The organism is Microvirga solisilvae (assembly GCF_022808595.1).
GTDB lineage: Bacteria > Pseudomonadota > Alphaproteobacteria > Rhizobiales > Beijerinckiaceae > Microvirga > Microvirga solisilvae.
Map to the genome: position 1 here is coordinate 658,430 of NZ_JAKUCN010000001.1, position 17,201 is coordinate 675,630.

Below are 17,201 nucleotides of genomic sequence, written 5' to 3' on the forward strand. Positions count from 1 at the left end.
TCGTTGAGGAGCACGTCTTCAGCTCAATGAACGCGTTTTGACGCAAGGGTGTTGCAATGAACGGAATGCAGAAAGTTCTCGTCGTTGATAACGGCGAGCGTGCTCCCGACAGCGCTCTTTCCGCAGAACTCGCAGGTATGGGATATGCAAGCGTCACGACCCCCTTTGAGGCTGCCGATGACGTCCTGGCGTTGATCCCGAGCCCTGCTGCTGTCGTGCTGCAGATGCCCCGTCACGCCAACTGGTCCGAACGCCGCCGCTTCATGGAGCTGGCAACGCGCCTTCGCAAGACCCTGGCCGAAAGCCAAACGCCGGTGATCGTCACCGGCGGCATCGTCGGCGCCGCCACGATGCTGCAGAACGAACTCATCACCCGCGCTGTAGCATCCGCCGAGTTCTGATTCTTAAGCAGCTTTCTTTTCGGCAATCCTCACCAGATCGCGCAGGATGATCGTCGATGCCTTGATGCGTTCATCGGGCGTCTCGATATCGCGCACGAAGACGATCTTCATGTCCGGCCGAACCTTCGCGAAGGAAGCCTGCTCCGTCACATAGGAGATAAGGCCTGTCGGGTTAGCGAAGGAATTGTCGCGGAACGAGATGATAATGCCCTTCGGGCCGCCATCCACCTTCTCCACATTGGCGCGGCGGCAAAGCACCTTGATCGCCATGATTTTGAGCAGCTGATCGACCTCCGACGGCACAGGGCCGAAACGGTCGACCAGCTCCGCACGGAAGGCTTCGATCTCGCCGGAATCCTCAAAGGTCGAGAGACGGCGATAAAGACCCAGACGCAATTGCAGATCGGCGATGTAGCTTTCAGGGATCATGACCGGCGCGCCAACCGCAATCGTCGGCGACCATTGATCCTCTGTGGGCTCCTCGATACCGGCCTTGAGCTGCGCAACGGCCTCTTCCAGCATCTGCTGATAGAGTTCGTAGCCTACTTCCTTGATGTGGCCCGATTGCTCCTCGCCGAGCAGATTTCCTGCGCCGCGAATGTCGAGATCGTGCGAGGCAAGCTGGAAGCCGGCGCCGAGCGTGTCGAGCGTCTGGAGCACCTTCAAACGACGTTCGGCCTGCGCCGTCAGCGTCTTGTTGGCAGGCACCGAGAACAACGCATAAGCGCGCGTCTTCGAGCGGCCCACGCGTCCGCGCAGCTGATAAAGCTGTGATAGGCCGAACATGTCCGCGCGATGCACGATCAGCGTATTCGCTGTCGGAATATCAAGACCGGATTCCACGATGGTGGTCGAGAGCAGGATGTCATACTTGCCCTCGTAGAAAGCCGTCATGACATCTTCGAGCTGTCCTGCCGCCATCTGTCCATGCGCGACGGCCACTTTCGCTTCCGGCACTTCCTTGTCGAGGAAGGCTTTCACCTCGCCGAGATCGTCGAGGCGCGGCACCACATAGAACGCCTGCCCGCCCCTGTAACGCTCGCGCAGCAACGCCTCGCGAATGAGCAGCGGATCGAAAGGCGTGATGAAGGTGCGCACTGCCAGACGGTCCACCGGCGGCGTGGTGATGAGCGAGAGTTCGCGCACGCCCGTGAGAGCGAGCTGCAAGGTGCGCGGGATGGGCGTCGCCGAGAGCGTCAGCACATGCACCTCAGCACGCAGCTCCTTCAGGCGCTCCTTATGGCTCACGCCGAAATGCTGCTCCTCGTCCACGATGATGAGGCCTAGATCCTTGAAGGTGATCGACTTGCCGAGTACCGCATGGGTGCCAACGACGATATCGACGGAGCCGTCTGCCAGCCCTTCCTTCGTCTTCTTCAGTTCTGCTGATGGCACGAAACGGGATGCCTGCGCGATGTTAAGCGGCAGGCCGCGGAAGCGGTCGCAGAATGTCTTGTAGTGCTGACGCGAGAGAAGTGTGGTCGGTACGACGACGGCCACCTGCTTGCCGCTCATGGCTGCGACGAAAGCGGCGCGCAGCGCAACTTCCGTCTTGCCGAAACCGACGTCGCCGCAGACGAGGCGGTCCATGGGGCGACCCGAGGCCATGTCGTCCAGCACCGCCTCGATGGCGTTGAGCTGGTCTTCGGTCTCGTCATAAGGGAAGCGTGCGGCAAATTCGTCGTAGAGCCCTTCCGGCGGGATCATGCGCGGCGCGTCCTTGAGAATGCGTGCCGCCGCGATCTTCATGAGTGCGCCCGCCATTTCGCGGATGCGCTGCTTCATGCGCGCCTTGCGCGCCTGCCAGGCGCCGCCACCGAGCTTGTCGAGTTGAACTTCCGTCTCTTCCGAGCCGTAGCGCGTCAGAAGTTCGATATTCTCAACCGGCAGGAACAGGCGGTCGCCGCCCGCATAATGCAACTCAAGGCAATCGTGCGGCGCGCCTGCCGCCTCGATGGTCTTCAGGCCCTCGAAGCGCCCGATGCCGTGATCCACATGCACCACGAGATCGCCGGGCGTGAGCGCCGCCACTTCGGTGAGGAAGTCCTGCGGCCGCTTCGACTTGCGCTTCTGGCGCACAAGACGGTCACCAAGGATGTCCTGCTCGCTGATGATCGTCAGATCGCCCGTCTCGAAACCGTGCTCCAGCGGCCAGATGCCGACCGGGATCTCGTTGCGTGGATAGGCCATCGCCTCCGAGAAGCGCCCGATGGGCTTCGTCTGCCTCAGGTCATGATCCTGCAACACATGGCAGAGGCGCTCGCGCGATCCGTCGGACCACGCGCCCAGGATCACGCGGCGGCCCTGCTTTTGCTGCTCGCGAATATGGGCAACAACGGCCTCGAACACGTTCGCGCTCTCGTCCGCGCGCTCCGCGATGAAGTTGCGGCCCTGACGCGCTTCGCAATCCACGACGATTTTCGGCGCACCGGATTCTGGCATAGCGAAGGGGGTGAGCTTCGCGAGCGGCAGCGATGCGGTGCGCTCTGCCCATTCTTCGGGCTTGATATACAGCTGATCGGGCGGCAGTGGACGATAAGGCGCAACGCCGGGCTGGTTCTGGCCCATATTCTCGCGCCGCGCGTCGTAATAATCCTTCACCTGGGACAGGCGCTCGGCGGCAGCATCGTCGGCAAGCGCATCGAAAACAACCGGGATGCCGGGCACGTAGTCGAGTAGCGTATCCAGATGGTCGTGGAACAGCGGCAGCCAGTGCTCGAGGCCGGGATAGCGCCGCCCCTCGCTGATCGCCTCATAGAGACGGTCGTCGCGGGTGGGCGCGCCGAAAGCGGCCACATAGGTTTGACGGAAGCGCTTGATGCTCTCGGTGGTGAGCTGCACCTCGCTCATGGGCACGAGATCGAGGGAGCGAAGCGTGCCGACGGTGCGTTGGTTTTCGGGATCGAAAGAGCGGATCGATTCCAGAGCATCACCGAAGAAGTCCAGGCGCACCGGATTCGGAAGGCCCGCCGGATAGAGATCGATGATGCCGCCGCGCACCGCATATTCGCCTGTCTCGCGCACCGTGCCCGTGCGCATGAAGCCGTTGGATTCGAGCCAGTTGATGAGCAGCGTCGTGTCCACCACGTTGCCCGGCGCGGCGGAGAAGGTTTCCGCCGCGATGCGGTTTCTCGGCGGCACACGCTGCACGAGGGCATTCACCGTGGTGGAGAGAATGCGCGGCTTCTCCTCGGAAGTTTTGGAGCGTGTCAGCCGCGCCAGCGTCGTCATGCGCTGCGCGGTGATCGCCGCATTGGGCGACACGCGGTCATAGGGCTGACAGTCCCAGGCCGGGAACGTGAGAATCTCGATTTCAGGCGCGATGAAGCCGAGGCTGTTGGCGAAGTTCTGCTGCCCCTGCCCATCCCGCGCCACATGCACCAGGACCGCCGGCCCCTCGATGCTGCCCGACAGCCCGCGCGCCAGATCGGCGACGGCAAGCGCGTCGAAGCCCTCCGGAACGCTGGCAAGCGTCAGGCCTTGGCCTTTCTTGAGGGCATCGAGGGCGCGGGTCAGGGCAGATTTCATAGCGTGGTGTCAGGTCAATGAGATGAGAACGCGGGCCTTTCGGCCCGGTTCGGCAGAATCAGGAAAAGAGCCTAAGTCTCAGGTATGAATCGGCGAGGTATGGGTGTGGAACGCCTTCAGACGCCGGAACAGAGACGTATCATAGTTCGAAGGGGTGGCGATCTCACCGGTGATCCATCCCAGGAGGTCGCGGTCGGTAACCTCGATCAGGCGCTCGAACTCGGCAAGATCCTCGTCGGAGAGGTCCCCGATCTCGGCATCGGCGAAACGACCCATGATCAGGTCCATCTCGCGCATACCCCGGTGCCAGGACCGGTAAAGGATCTGCTTCCGACGGACATCGAGGTCGGCGCTGGTGCGTGTCGTCCCGCTCATGAAAATGCTCCGGTCAGGATAAAGATAACGTCGCGTCGAAGCGGCTAGGCCGCTATATAACCATCTCCCTTCGTCTTGACACCCGTTTGATGGCTTTGCGTCCTTCCATTCTCGATCCCCTCTTCGCCCCGGCAGCCTCTCTGCCCGGCGTCGGACCGAAAATCGCACCTCTCCTGGACCGCCTGCTCGGCGAGCCGGGCAAGCCCGCACGCGTAGCGGATCTGCTGTTTCATCTGCCGAGCAGCGGCATTTCCAGGGAGATGAAGGGCTCCATCGCCGATGCGCCGGTCGGGGAGCCCGTCACCCTGTCAGTGACGGTGGCCGCCCACCGTCCGCCCCCGCCGGGCCGCCGGGCACCCTACCGTATCCTGGTGGAGGATGAGACCGGCGACGTCTCCCTAGTCTTCTTCAACGGACACAAGGCCCGCCTCGAAAAGCTGCTGCCGGTCGGCGAGCGGCGCTATGTCTCGGGCAAGATCGAGCTCTGGGACGGTCGCCGCCAGATGGTCCATCCGGACCGTATCCTGGACGAGAAAGGCATCGAGAGCCTGCCGGCGGTCGAGGCAGTTTATGGCCTGACCGAGGGCCTCTCCTCGCGCATGGTGGGAAAATATATCGGCGCCGCTCTGGAGCGGGTGCCGAGCCTCCCCGAATGGCAAGACCCAGCTTGGCTCGACCGGAATGCCTTGCCCGAATTCCGGCAGGCGCTCTTTGCTCTGCACAGGCCCGACAACGCCTCGCAGCTCTCCGAAGAAGCCATCGCCAAGTCCACGCCGCGCCGCCGCTTGGCTTATGACGAATTGCTCGCCTCCCAACTTGCGCTTGCCCTCGTCAGAAGCCGCATGCGCCGTCTGCCAGGCCGGGTGAACGCGGGCGATGGTCACCTCGTCGAAAAGCTGAAAAAGGCCCTGCCCTTCGGGCTCACCGCATCCCAGGCTAAGGCTGTCGAGGACATTCGTCAGGATCTCGTTTCCGACAAGAAGATGCTGCGGCTTCTCCAGGGCGATGTGGGTTCGGGCAAGACCGTCGTCGGCCTGCTCACTATGGCAAGCGCCATCGAAGCGGGGCGTCAGGCCGCCATGATGGCGCCGACTGAAATCCTGGCGCGTCAGCATTACGAGCGCCTCGCGCCCATGGCTGAAGAGGCTGGTCTCACGATCGCGCTTCTGACTGGCCGCGAGAAAGGCGTTGCCCGCAGGACCGTGCTGGAAGGCCTTGCCGATGGTAGCATCCAGATCGCGGTCGGCACCCACGCCCTGTTTCAGGAAGGCGTTGTGTTCCATGATCTCGGCGTCGCCGTGGTCGACGAGCAGCACCGCTTCGGTGTGCATCAACGTCTGGCGTTGGGCTCCAAGGGCGAGGCCGTCGACATTCTCGTCATGACCGCAACGCCGATCCCGCGCACCCTGGCGCTCACCTATTTCGGCGACATGGACGTGTCGGTGCTGAGCGAGAAGCCGGCTGGCCGCAAGCCCATCGCAACGAAGCTCATCTCCATCGACCGTCTCGACGAAGTGATCGGCGGCATCGGACGTGCCATCGCCAACGGCGATCAGGTCTATTGGGTTTGCCCGCTCGTGGGCGAATCCGAGTCCATCGATCTTGCCGCGGCCGAAGAGCGCTTCGACATGCTGAAGAGCTTTTTCGGCGGTCAGGTCGGCCTCGTTCACGGCAAGATGGCGGGCAAGGACAAGGACCTGGCCATGGAGCGTTTTTCCAGCGGCGAGACGAAGGTGCTCGTTTCCACCACCGTCATCGAAGTCGGCGTCGACGTGCCCAATGCCACGGTCATGGTGATCGAGCACGCGGAGCGTTTCGGTCTCGCGCAACTCCATCAGCTGCGCGGCCGCATCGGGCGCGGCTCGAAATCCTCCACCTGTCTTCTTGTCTATAAAGGCCCGCTCGGACAGGTCGCTCAGGCGCGCCTCGAAATGATGCGCCAGACGGAAGACGGCTTCCGCATCGCCGAGGAAGATCTGCGCCTACGAGGTGAAGGCGAAGTGTTGGGCACGCGTCAGTCGGGCACGCCCGGTTTCAAGCTCGCCCGCCTGGAGGTGGACGGCGATCTTCTCGCAGCCGCGCGCGACGATGCCCGCCTTATCGTCGACAAGGACCCGGAGCTGATGAGCGAGCGCGGTCAAGCGCTACGCACCATGCTCTATCTCTTCGAACGAGATTCCGCGATCAAGCTGTTGCGGGCGGGTTGATCACTCCACCGTCACGGATTTTGCGAGATTGCGCGGCTGGTCCACGTCTTTGCCCATGAAGACGGCCGTGTGATAGGCGAGCAACTGGATCGGGATGGAGTTCACGATGGGAGCCACGACGGGATGCACGGACGGCATTACGATGGTGGCCAGCGTGTCGAGGCCCGTCTCCAGCGCGCCCTTCTCATCCGTGATGAGAATGATGCGTCCGCCGCGTGCCGCCACTTCCTGCATGTTCGAGACGGTTTTCTCGAAGATGTTGTCGTGCGGGGCGATGACGATGACCGGCATGGTTTCGTCGATCAGCGCGATGGGCCCGTGCTTCAGCTCGCCCGCCGCATAGCCCTCGGCGTGGATGTAGGAAATTTCCTTGAGCTTCAGCGCGCCTTCCATGGCCAGCGGATAGGACGTGCCGCGGCCGAGATAGAGAACGTCCTTCGCCTTCGAAAGCTCGCGCGCCAGGATTTCGATCTCGTGCTCGTGTTTCATCGCCTCGCTCATCTGGCCGGGAACGGCGATGAGTGCGTCGACAAGTTCCTTCTCCTGCTCGGCGCTCAATGTTCCCCGCGCGCGGCCCGCAGCAATCGCGAGCGAGAGCAGCACGGTGAGCTGGCAGGTGAAGGCCTTGGTCGATGCAACGCCCACTTCAACACCGGCAAGCGTCTGCGCGACGACAGAGCTTTCACGCGCCATGGTGGAGGTCGGCACGTTCACGACAGAGAGCGTATGCAGCTTCTCGCCTGCGGCGTAACGCAGCGACGCCAGGGTGTCGGCCGTCTCGCCCGATTGCGAGACGAAAAGCGCCAGCTCGCCTGCCTCCATCGGCGCCTCGCGATAGCGGAATTCTGACGCCACATCGATCTCGACCGGAATGCGCGCCAGACGCTCGAACCAATACTTCGACACGAGGCCGGCGAGATAGGCTGTACCGCAGGCAGTGATGGAGATCCGCTTCAGATTCTTGAAGTCGAACGGGAGCTCGAACGGAAGCTCGACCCGTCCGGCGCTGAAGTTCACGTAATGGGCGAGCGTACGGCCCACAACCTCCGGCTGCTCGTGGATTTCCTTGGACATGAAGTGGCGATGATTGCCCTTGTCCGCCATGAAGGAGCTGGCGAGGATCTTGTGGCGCGGCCGGTGAACCATGGCGCCCGACGCATCGCGGATGTCGGCGCCCTTGCGGCGCAGGATCGCCCAGTCGCCCTCTTCCAGATAGGCAATCTCGTCAGTGAAGGGCGCAAGCGCCAGGGCGTCGGACCCCAGATACATCTCGCCCTGTCCGTAGCCAATCGCCAGCGGAGCACCGTGACGTGCGCCGATGAGAAGGTCGTCCTCCCCCTTGAACAGGAAACCCAGCGCGAAGGCGCCGCGAAGGCGCGGCAGCGTCACGGCCACGGCCTCAATGGGGCCTCGTCCCTGATGCATCTCGTATGTCACGAGCTGAGCGACGACTTCCGTGTCGGTTTCCGTCTCGAAACGAATGCCCTTCGCTTCCAGACCGGCCTTCAGCTCGCGGAAATTCTCGATGATGCCGTTATGAACCACCGCCAGCTTGTCGGTGGCATGGGGATGGGCATTGGTCTCGTTCGGCTTGCCATGGGTCGCCCAGCGGGTGTGGCCAATGCCGATGGTGCCGGAGAGCGGCGTCTCCTGGAGCTTCGCTTCGAGATTGCGGAGCTTGCCCTCGGCCCTGCGGCGGTCGAGACGGCCGTCTTCAAGCGTCGCCACGCCGGCAGAATCGTAACCCCGGTATTCAAGCCGTTTCAGCGCCTCGACAATCAGCGGCGCGACGGGCGAGTTCCCAACGATTCCAACAATTCCACACATGCCCAGAGGCTTCCTTTTAGACGTCCGATTGATGCCAAGCTTTCCGCCTCCATACAAAGGTTGCGGAGGATGCCGGAATCAACTTGCGTGACAAATTATGACAGGGGAGTCTTATTTCCCTTTAGTGGCCTTCGCCTTAGCCCGAAAATCGACGGCCCAGCCCTCTTTTAGGATCTGACGACCACGGCCCAGCGCCAGCGAGTCTGCCGGAACGCTGTCGGTAATCACCGAGCCTGAACCGACGAAGGCTCCCTTGCCGATGGAGATTGGCGCCACGAGTGAGGAGTTGGAGCCGATAAAGGCCCCCTCGCCGATCTCGGTCCGGTACTTGTTGTAGCCGTCGTAGTTGCAGGTGATCGTGCCCGCGCCGATATTTGCCTCGGCACCCACACTGGCATCCCCGAGATAGGTCAGGTGGCTCACCTTGGCTCCGGGGCCGAGATCCGCATTCTTGATCTCGACGAAGTTGCCGACCTTGGCCTTGGGACCGATGGCTGCTCCCGGCCGCAGGCGTGCGAAGGGCCCAACCCCGGCCCCCGATGCGATGCGCGCGCCTTCGAGATGGCTGAAGCTGTGAACGACGGCCCCAGATTCCACGATGACGCCGGGGCCGAAGACCACATGCGGCTCCACGATCACATCCTGACCGAGGCGGGTGTCATGGCTCAGGAAAACCGTCTCCGGCGCGACAAGGGTCACGCCCGAAGCCATCACGGCTTCGCGGAGCCTTTCCTGGATCATGCGCTCGGCGGCAGCGAGCTGCGCCCGGTCATTGACGCCGTGAACCTCTTCCTCCGGCACCACGGCAATGGCTGCCCGCTCTCCGAGTGCGCGAGCGATCTCAACCACGTCCGTCAGGTAATACTCGCCCTTGGAATTGTCGTTACCGACCTTCTCCAGGAGCTTAAGAGCGAGATCACCGCGAAGCGCCATCAGGCCGCCATTGCATAGGGTGATCGCCCGCTCCGCCTCGGTGGCATCCTTATGCTCGCGGATCGCGAGAAGCTGTCCGTCCACCTGGATGAGACGGCCATAGCCGTGCGGATTGCGGGCCTCGAAAGCCATGACCACGACAGCAGCCCCTTCAGCGAGAGGCTCGCGGAGCTTGGCGAAGGTTTCCGTCCGGATGAGCGGCGTGTCGCCGAACGCGATGATCACGTCGTCATGCGTCCCGGCCAAAGTCTCCCGGGCGCTCAGGACCGCATGGGCGGTGCCAAGCCGCTCCCGCTGCACGAAGATTTGGGCATTCGGCAGAATCTTGCGCGCCTCTTTCTCCACGTCCTCCCGGTCCGGCCCAATCACGACCGCCGTCTGGGTCGCGCCGGCTCCAGTCAACGCGGCGAGGACGTGGCCCAGCATGGAGCGATTGGCCACCTCATGCAGAACTTTGGGCTTTTCGGATTTCATCCTGGTGCCTTCCCCGGCCGCCAGCACGATGGCTAGGCAGCTCCGGGTGGAGGAGGTCATGGAGGAATCGCTCGAGGTCATAAGGTTTCAATCCGGTGGAGGTTTTCAGCTGCTGCTAGATCAGAAGAGGTAATTCGGCAATCTTTTCATGAACAAGGCCGCCAAAACCGAACTGCCTCGTTTACTTCATACTCATGTTTGATGATAAAGCATGAGACTTCCCGATTGTCTGGCCAAAGTGCCACGTTCACACAAGAGTATCACTGTGTCGGTTTCGCTGGGGGCCTCGGGCCCTTCTCATCCTCGGCGACGTGATGTGCTGGCTTATCTCGGTGCATCTGTCGCAGCGCTCAGCCTTGCCCCCGCCGTTCGCGCGCAGACGCCGCAGGCGACCATCGCCCAGCGGATGGGCGACGCGCAGCGTTTCGACCCGGCCACGGTAACCGACCTCGCCCGGCAGCTTTCAAAGAAGCCGTTCGCCCCGCCGCCGAACGATCTGCCGGATGCATTCTCGAATCTGACCTACGAGCAATATATCGCGATCAAGGCTCTCCAGCCGCCGATCTGGAGCACGGAAGGGCGTGGCATCGCCCTGGAACCGCTGCATCGCGGCTTCGTCTTCAACAACGCGGTCGACCTGTTTCTCGTCGAGGACGGCAACGTCCGGCGTGTCGGCTACGACCCCAAGCAATTCAATTTCGGTGGAATAAACGTTCCTAACGATCTGAAGGACGTCGGCTTTTCCGGATTCCGCCTGGTCGCCCAGCCCGCCGAGGGCAAGCCCTATGATTTTGCCATCGTGCAAGGAGCCACCTTCTTCCGGGCTCTGGCTCGGGGCCAGAATTACGGCGCCATCGCCCGCGCATTGACCTTGAAGCCCGCGGACCCGAAAGGCGAGGAATTCCCGCTATTCAGGGCGTTCTGGATCGAGCGCCCAAGTGTGGGCAGCAACAGCATCACGATCCACGGCGTGATCGATTCGGAATCGACGACTGGCGCGGTGCGCATGACTATTCGCCCCGGCGACATGACCATCGTGGACGTGGAAACGACCCTCTTCCCCCGCGTGAACCTGGATCACGTCGGCCTCGGCGGCATGGCATCGACCTATTTCTATGGGGCGAATGACCGGCGCACGGCAGACGACATCCGCCCGGCGGTCTACGAATCCTCTGGCCTGCAGATGCTGAACGGCCAGGGCGAATGGCTCTGGCGTCCGCTTCACAACCCGGAAACCCTGCAGATATCCGCGTTCGTGGACAGCTCCCCACGAGGATTTGGCCTCCTTCAGCGGGAGCGCGATTACGACAGCTTCCAGGACGACGACCAGCGCTTCGAGCGCCGGCCGAGCCTGTGGATCGAGCCTCTGGGGGATTGGGGCCAGGGCAGCGTCCAGCTGCTCGAGATCCCGACGGATGCCGAGATCAACGACAATATCCTCGCCTATTGGCGCCCCAAGGCACCGATGGCCGCGGGATCGGAAGTCTCCTTTGCCTATCGCCAGTACTGGGGCTGGAACTCGCCGGAGCGGCCACCGCTGGCAACCGTGACGGCGACCCGATCCGGTCGGGGTAGCTCAGGCCGGCGTAGGCGATTCACCGTGGACTTTTCGGGCGATATGCTGGGTGACAATTGGCCCACGGACCTTAAATCAGTGCTGACCGTTGGTCCGGGATCGTTCCAGAACCTCAAACTTTTGCCCTATCCTGAGCGAAAGACGGTCCGCGTTGCATTCGAGCTTGACCCAGGCAACGAAAACGCGTGTGAGATGCGTCTCATCCTCGAAGCAGGCGGGAAACCGATAAGCGAGACATGGCTGTATCGTTGGACACCCTAAGTTCCGACTCGAACTCTAAAGTCGCTGCCCTCGGGCGGCCCGAATCCGTCATGCCCCCGGAAAAGCATCTGGACATGCCGACCCAGCACCTCAGGCGCTGGTCGGCCGATCAGGAGCGAAAGCCCGTTCGGCGGAATCCTAAACTCGGCACATGGCTCGCCCGCCTGTTCGTCTTCGGCGGCGGGTTGCTGCTGACCGGATACGGCACCTACGAAATGTACCAGGTGGTGTCGGTCAGCCGCACCACGGCCCTCCAGTGGGTGTTGGTGGCTTTGTTCACCGTCAACTTCTCCTGGATCGCGGTGGCGTTCACGAGCGCCCTGCTCGGCTTCTTTGCCCTGCTCCGGCAGCCTCGCCCTGCCCCGCTGCCATCGTCATTGCAGGCGCGCACCGCCATCGTGATGCCCGTCTATAACGAGCAGACGTCGCGGACCTATGCGGCGTTGGAAGCGATCTACGAATCCGTAGAAGCCACGGGACTTGGCGACAGTTTCGACTATTTCATCCTCTCCGACACCACGCAGCCGGATGCCTGGATCGCCGAGGAGCGGGCTTTCCTGGCGCTGAGGGAACGCCTCGGGGCCAAGGCACGGTTCTATTATCGCCACCGGGCGAAGAACCATCACCGCAAGGCCGGCAACATCGCGGATTTCGTGAGCCGCTGGGGCGGGCATTACGAGCACATGCTGGTACTCGACGCCGACAGCCTCATGACCGGCGACTGCATAGTGCGCCTGGCTGCGGCCATGGAAGCCGATCCCGATGCGGGCATCATCCAGTCGCTGCCGCTCATCATCAACCGCAACACTCTGTTCGCGCGCCTTCAGCAATATGCGGCGCGCGTTACGGGTCCGGTCATTGCCATGGGCCTGTCCGTCTGGATGGGCCGGGACGGCAACTACTGGGGCCACAACGCGATCATCCGCACCAAGGCCTTCGCCGACCATGGCGGATTGCCGGACCTGAAAGGCAAGCCGCCCTTCGGCGGCCACATCCTCAGCCACGACTTCGTGGAAGCGGCCCTGCTGCGCCGCGCCGGCTGGGACGTCTACATGCTGCCGGACCTTCAGGGTTCGTACGAGGAAAGCCCGCCGTCGCTCATCGACCTCTCGGCACGCGACCGCCGCTGGTGTCAGGGCAACTTGCAGCATGCGCGTGTGATCACGGCTAAGGGCCTGAAGCTGCCGACGCGCCAGCATTTCGCAACGGGCATCATGTCCTATCTGGCCTCGCCCTTCTGGCTCTTCCAGCTGATCGTCGGTATCGCGCTCGTCCTGCAGACGACCTATATCAGGCCGGAATATTTCGCCCGCGACTTCCGCCTCTATCCGATCTGGCCGCGCTTCGACCCCGAGCGAGCCCTTGCGCTGTTCGCTATGACCATGGGCATTCTGCTGGCGCCGAAGATCTTCGGACTGATCCTGATGCTCATTCGCAGCGCGGATCGTCGCGCTTCCGGCGGCGGCATCCGCCTGATCATCTCGTCGCTGATCGAGATCATCCTGTCCGCATTGCTCGCGCCTATCCTGATGCTGATCCAGTCCGGTTCCGTGTTCCAGATCCTTCTGGGCCGCGATACGGGCTGGCAGCCGCAGCGTCGCGACGACGGCTCGATTCCGTTCAAGGACATCGTGCGCCGTCACCGCGCCCATACGGTTCTGGGAGCGCTCGCCGGCATCTCGGCATTCATGATCGCCACATCCCTGTTCCTGTGGATGTCGCCCACCATCATCGGCCTTCTGCTGGCTATTCCGCTCTCCTGGCTCAGCGGTCAGTTGGGCGCGGGGCTCGCGCTGAAGCGCATGGGGCTTCTCATGACACCGGAAGAGCATCAGCCTCCGGCCATCGCCACGCGCGCGAATGAACTCCAGGCTCGCAATGCCGCTTTCGGTTTCGATGACGAGGACAGCCTTCGCGCCCTTTACGCTGACGCTGCCTTCAGAGAGCGTCACATGGACATGCTGCCGCCTGCTGCGCCCCGCAAGCGTGGTGTGATCGAAACCGAGCGCGCTTTGGCAGAAGCCAAGATCATCGATGCGGAAACGATCGAGGATGCGATCAACTGGCTCCATCCCAAAGAGCGCATGGTGGTGCTCCATGACCGCGCGCTCCTCAGCATGCTGGTGCACCTGAAGAGCAAGCCGGCGGATGCTGAAGCAGCTGAGTAAAACCGAGGCCTCTCAGGCCTCGGTCTTTTGCAGAGCTTGCGTCGATTCCTTCTGATCGTCTGCAGCGACTTCATTGAAGAGCCAGTCGCAAAACGCTTGAATCTTGCGCGTCCGCCGTCGCGCTTTGGGATAGACGAGCCAATAGCTCCAAGTTTTCAGAATGAGATCGAAAGGCTGCACCAAACGGCCCGATGCAAGCTCCTCTCGGAAGAAGGCTGTATTGACGATGGCGACGCCTTGTCCTGCAACGGCGGCCATCCCTTCGAACTGCTGCACGCCGAGGGAATAGTCCCCTCGCTTCGTCAGGCCTGTGCTGCTGACACCGGCAAGAGCGAACCATTCCTGCCACCAGGGATCACCAGGGGACATGATCGGCAACTTGAGCAAATCTTTCGGCTCTTTCAAGGCGCCGTCTTTCAGCAGGTCCGGGCTGCAGACCGGGGTCACGCAGTTGTCGAAAAGAAAATGCTTCTCGAGCTCAGGCCAATCCCCGCGCCCGCTGCGGATGCCGATATCGAAATCGCTGCCGACCAGATCGACCATGGCCTGGGAGATACTCACCTGTACGGCGATGTTCGGATGAAGCTGGCGGAAGCTTCCGAGGCGCGGCACAAGCCAATTCGATGCGAATGTATGCGTCGTCGTAACGGAAAGCGTCGTTTCCACACGCTCTTCGACACCTGCAAAAGCCACCCTCAAGGCCTCGAATGCTTCCGTGACCGCCGGGGCGAGTTGTTGTCCACGTTCGGTAAGCACGACCTGGCGGGGTAACCGAACGAAGAGTGGCGCGCCCACGCGATCTTCAAGCATCTTGATCTGATAGCTCACGGCCGCCTGCGTCATGCCGAGCTCTTCCGCCGCGCGGGTGAAGCTCTGGTGGCGTGCCGCCGCCTCGAAGACACGAACGGCACTCATGGGAGGAAGTGGCTTCGACATGGCAAACCCATAAGGACAGCTTATGTCAGCCCTCTGGGTTTCACTTTGTCAAGAGCGCACCAGAGGAACATCTTCATTTCATCAGCCGGCCTCGAAAAGGCTCACGGCTTACAGGAAAGAAGATGTGTCATGAGATATGAGGAACCTCGCCCGCAGGCTACGATCAGCACGATTCTGTTTCGCCTGAAGCTATGGCTGGACCTTCGCAAGGCACGCCGGATCGTCCAGTTGGATCCGCGGCGCCTCACGGCCCGCGAACGCCAGGATATCGGCTTACCCGAGCCATATTGGTACGAAAGCTCGTACCCTCTGGAGCGGAATGGCTGGCGATAAACTCACGACGTGAGGCGGCTTGGCTTCAGCTCGCCGCTCTGCTCCAGAAGCGAGTGTCCCGTGGCCGCGATATGTGCCTCGATGCGCTTCAGATCGCGCACGATGTCGAGCTGCAGCGCGCTCGTATCGCCGATCGTGCGACCGGAGCGGATCTGTTCCAAGTGCTTCTGCGTCACGGCTCTTTCCAGGTCGCGGAAGCGCTCCTTCTCGGATACGAGTCGGCGGGCAGAACCGATGTCCTGGAACATCAGCACGGATGCTGCGAGCTGGAGATGTTCAAGCAGCTTGCCATGCATGCTCGTGATGTCGTCGAGGCTGTCCTTCGGCAAGCGCAGATGGTTCTTGATGCGCTTGGCAGCAAGCTCCATCAGGTTCTTGTCGATGATGTCGCCGATATGTTCGAGATTGATCGCGAAGGCGAGAATGTCGGACAGGCGCTTTGCCTCTGCCTCGCTCAGAGCCTCGTGATTGATGGAACTCATATAGCGCCGGATAGCGCTGTAGAGGCGATCCACCACGTCGTCCGTGCGGCTCACTTCGGCGACGCGGCTGATGTCGTCTTCCCGGAACAGATCCTGGGAGCTGCGCAGCATCACCTCCACCGTATCGGCCATGCGCAGCACTTCACGGGCTGCGTTCGAAAGAGCCACCGAAGGCGTGTCGAGCGCATCCTTGTCGAGATATTGCGGCATGCCCGGATCGGAGGCGACCAGCTTCTCAGGGAAAGCTTTCAGCAGCAGCTTCGCGATCCATGGCAGCGGCAGAATGAAGATCAGGGCAATGGCGATGTTGAAGAGCGTGTGAAAGTTCGCCGCCAACCTGGCGGGGTTGGGATCGAACATCGTCATGTACTTCAGGGCGAAGTCGATCAGCGGCAGGGCCAAGACACAGCCGAGCACGCGCATGGCAAGGTTGCCGAAGGGCACGCGGAATTTCGCAGGATCGCCCCCTAGGCCTTCCAGCATCGGGTTGACCGAGCTTCCGAGGTTCGCGCCGAGCACCATCACAAGCGCCGCGTGGGTATCGATGACGCCCGCCGTGGCAAGAGACATGATGAACAGCATCGCGGCGACGCTGGAATGCGCCATCCAAGCGAAGAACCCGGACAGGAGCACGAGGATCAGCGGGTCCGGAGCAATCACCGCGAGCAGATCCTTGAGGACCTTCGATGATTCGATGGGACGGATCGTCTCCGACAGGAGATGAAGCGACAGCAACATCAAGCCAAGGCCGATGCCGACACGTCCGAGATCCTTGATCCGGCTGGAGGAGCCCCGCTTATAGGCGAAGAAGCCGACGAAGATCAGCATGGGGAAAATCAGGGTGATGTCGAAAGACAGCACCTGCACGATCAGGGTCGTGCCGACATTCGCGCCGAGCATCACCGCCAGAGCCGGAACGATATCGACGGCGCCTCCTGCCGTGAAAGAGGCGACCATGAGAGCCGTCGCGGTGCTGCTCTGCAGCACGGTCGTGACGCCGACGCCTGCCAGGAAGGCGCGCAAACGGGTCCTCAATCCCACGCCGAGGATCCACCTCAGATCGCTGCCGAAAGCGCGCTGGACCCCGCTATTGACCATGTTGATGCCCCACAGAAGAAGGGCAATCTCACCGAGAAGGTGGATGATAACGGCGGTGACAGACATTCATTCCTCGGCAAACGGCAGGCATTAAACCTTCTGCTTAGTCCTGTTGTTGCAGAACGACAATAAGGTTGCCGGCTAATAATGAACGTTCCCCGAAGATTTCCCAGATTTTTGCCATTGAGCACCGGGATTTAAAGCAACTCCCTCTCCCAATGGGGAGGCATGAGCCCCTCGCCTAGGCAGGCTATGCCAGGGCCAGGTCACGCCCCTGGCCGAGCGGGATTGCCTTCATTCCCTCCAATTTCATCAGGATCGTACCGATCGCTTCACCCAAGGCGGCGGCAGCGCCGCGACCATCGATGCTCAGGTGGCAGACGCAGCCTCTATCGCCAGCCGCCAAGTCCGAGTTCTTTCGGAAGAAGCGCCATGACTGCCGCGAAGCCAGCCTCACGCATTTCAGGCTGACATCGGCTCCATTGCGTAGCCCCTCTTTCACTAGCCCTCGGCAGGCCCTTTTCATGATCGGACGATATGTCGTGAGGTGCTGCAGGACAGCACTTTTGAATCGTTCAATACTATCGCGAATTTCACCTCGT

General features: G+C 62.0%; 10 protein-coding genes. 4 read left to right on the forward strand and 6 right to left on the reverse strand.

What is annotated here, in order from left to right; genetic code table 11:
* Positions 1-56 precede the first annotated feature (56 nt).
* Positions 57-401 carry a hypothetical protein gene (locus MJ639_RS03210; protein ID WP_243368676.1) on the forward strand — a complete coding sequence of 115 codons (345 nt, stop codon included), beginning with the start codon at positions 57-59 and terminating at the stop codon, positions 399-401.
* 3 nt (positions 402-404) lie between these two features.
* On the opposite strand, the gene mfd is transcribed toward MJ639_RS03210, so the two are convergent.
* Both mfd and MJ639_RS03220 read right to left on the reverse strand, forming a co-directional pair.
* Positions 405-3,929: a transcription-repair coupling factor gene (mfd, locus tag MJ639_RS03215; protein WP_243368678.1), complete on the reverse strand. Its 3,525-nt coding sequence runs from the start codon at positions 3,927-3,929 to the stop codon at positions 405-407.
* Between the two features lie 78 nt (positions 3,930-4,007).
* Positions 4,008-4,304 carry an FAD assembly factor SdhE gene (locus MJ639_RS03220; RefSeq protein WP_243368680.1) on the reverse strand — a complete coding sequence of 99 codons (297 nt, stop codon included), beginning with the start codon at positions 4,302-4,304 and terminating at the stop codon, positions 4,008-4,010.
* An 89-nt stretch (positions 4,305-4,393) separates the two neighbouring features.
* Between MJ639_RS03220 and recG the strand changes: the two genes are divergently transcribed.
* Entirely contained in the window at positions 4,394-6,511 is a 2,118-nt protein-coding gene (gene recG, locus MJ639_RS03225) for an ATP-dependent DNA helicase RecG (RefSeq protein ID WP_243368682.1), read from the forward strand.
* On the opposite strand, the gene glmS is transcribed toward recG, so the two are convergent.
* Together glmS and glmU are read right to left on the reverse strand one after the other, a co-directional pair.
* Positions 6,512-8,338 carry a glutamine--fructose-6-phosphate transaminase (isomerizing) gene (glmS, locus tag MJ639_RS03230; protein ID WP_243368684.1) on the reverse strand — a complete coding sequence of 609 codons (1,827 nt, stop codon included), beginning with the start codon at positions 8,336-8,338 and terminating at the stop codon, positions 6,512-6,514. It abuts the gene before it with no gap.
* A 111-nt stretch (positions 8,339-8,449) separates the two neighbouring features.
* Positions 8,450-9,805, reverse strand: a complete 1,356-nt coding sequence (gene glmU / locus MJ639_RS03235) for a bifunctional UDP-N-acetylglucosamine diphosphorylase/glucosamine-1-phosphate N-acetyltransferase GlmU (RefSeq protein WP_243368686.1) — start codon at positions 9,803-9,805, stop codon at positions 8,450-8,452.
* 256 nt (positions 9,806-10,061) lie between these two features.
* Between glmU and MJ639_RS03240 the strand changes: the two genes are divergently transcribed.
* Both MJ639_RS03240 and mdoH read left to right on the forward strand, forming a co-directional pair.
* The gene (locus tag MJ639_RS03240) at positions 10,062-11,582 is read left to right on the forward strand and encodes an OpgD/OpgG family glucan biosynthesis protein (RefSeq protein WP_243368688.1); all 1,521 of its coding nucleotides are present in this window, start codon (positions 10,062-10,064) and stop codon (positions 11,580-11,582) included.
* Positions 11,558-13,750, forward strand: coding sequence for a glucans biosynthesis glucosyltransferase MdoH (gene mdoH, locus MJ639_RS03245; RefSeq protein WP_279306476.1), 2,193 nt, complete (start codon positions 11,558-11,560; stop codon positions 13,748-13,750). The genes MJ639_RS03240 and mdoH overlap by 25 nt, the downstream gene beginning before the upstream one ends.
* 12 nt (positions 13,751-13,762) lie before the next feature.
* Here mdoH and gcvA read toward each other — a convergent pair whose 3' ends face one another.
* The gene (gene gcvA, locus MJ639_RS03250; protein WP_243368692.1) at positions 13,763-14,686 is read right to left on the reverse strand and encodes a transcriptional regulator GcvA; all 924 of its coding nucleotides are present in this window, start codon (positions 14,684-14,686) and stop codon (positions 13,763-13,765) included.
* Between the two features lie 335 nt (positions 14,687-15,021).
* Positions 15,022-16,665 (reverse strand): Na/Pi cotransporter family protein, encoded by a 1,644-nt coding sequence (locus MJ639_RS03255; RefSeq protein ID WP_243368694.1) that lies wholly within the window; start codon positions 16,663-16,665, stop codon positions 15,022-15,024.
* Positions 16,666-17,201 lie beyond the last annotated feature (536 nt).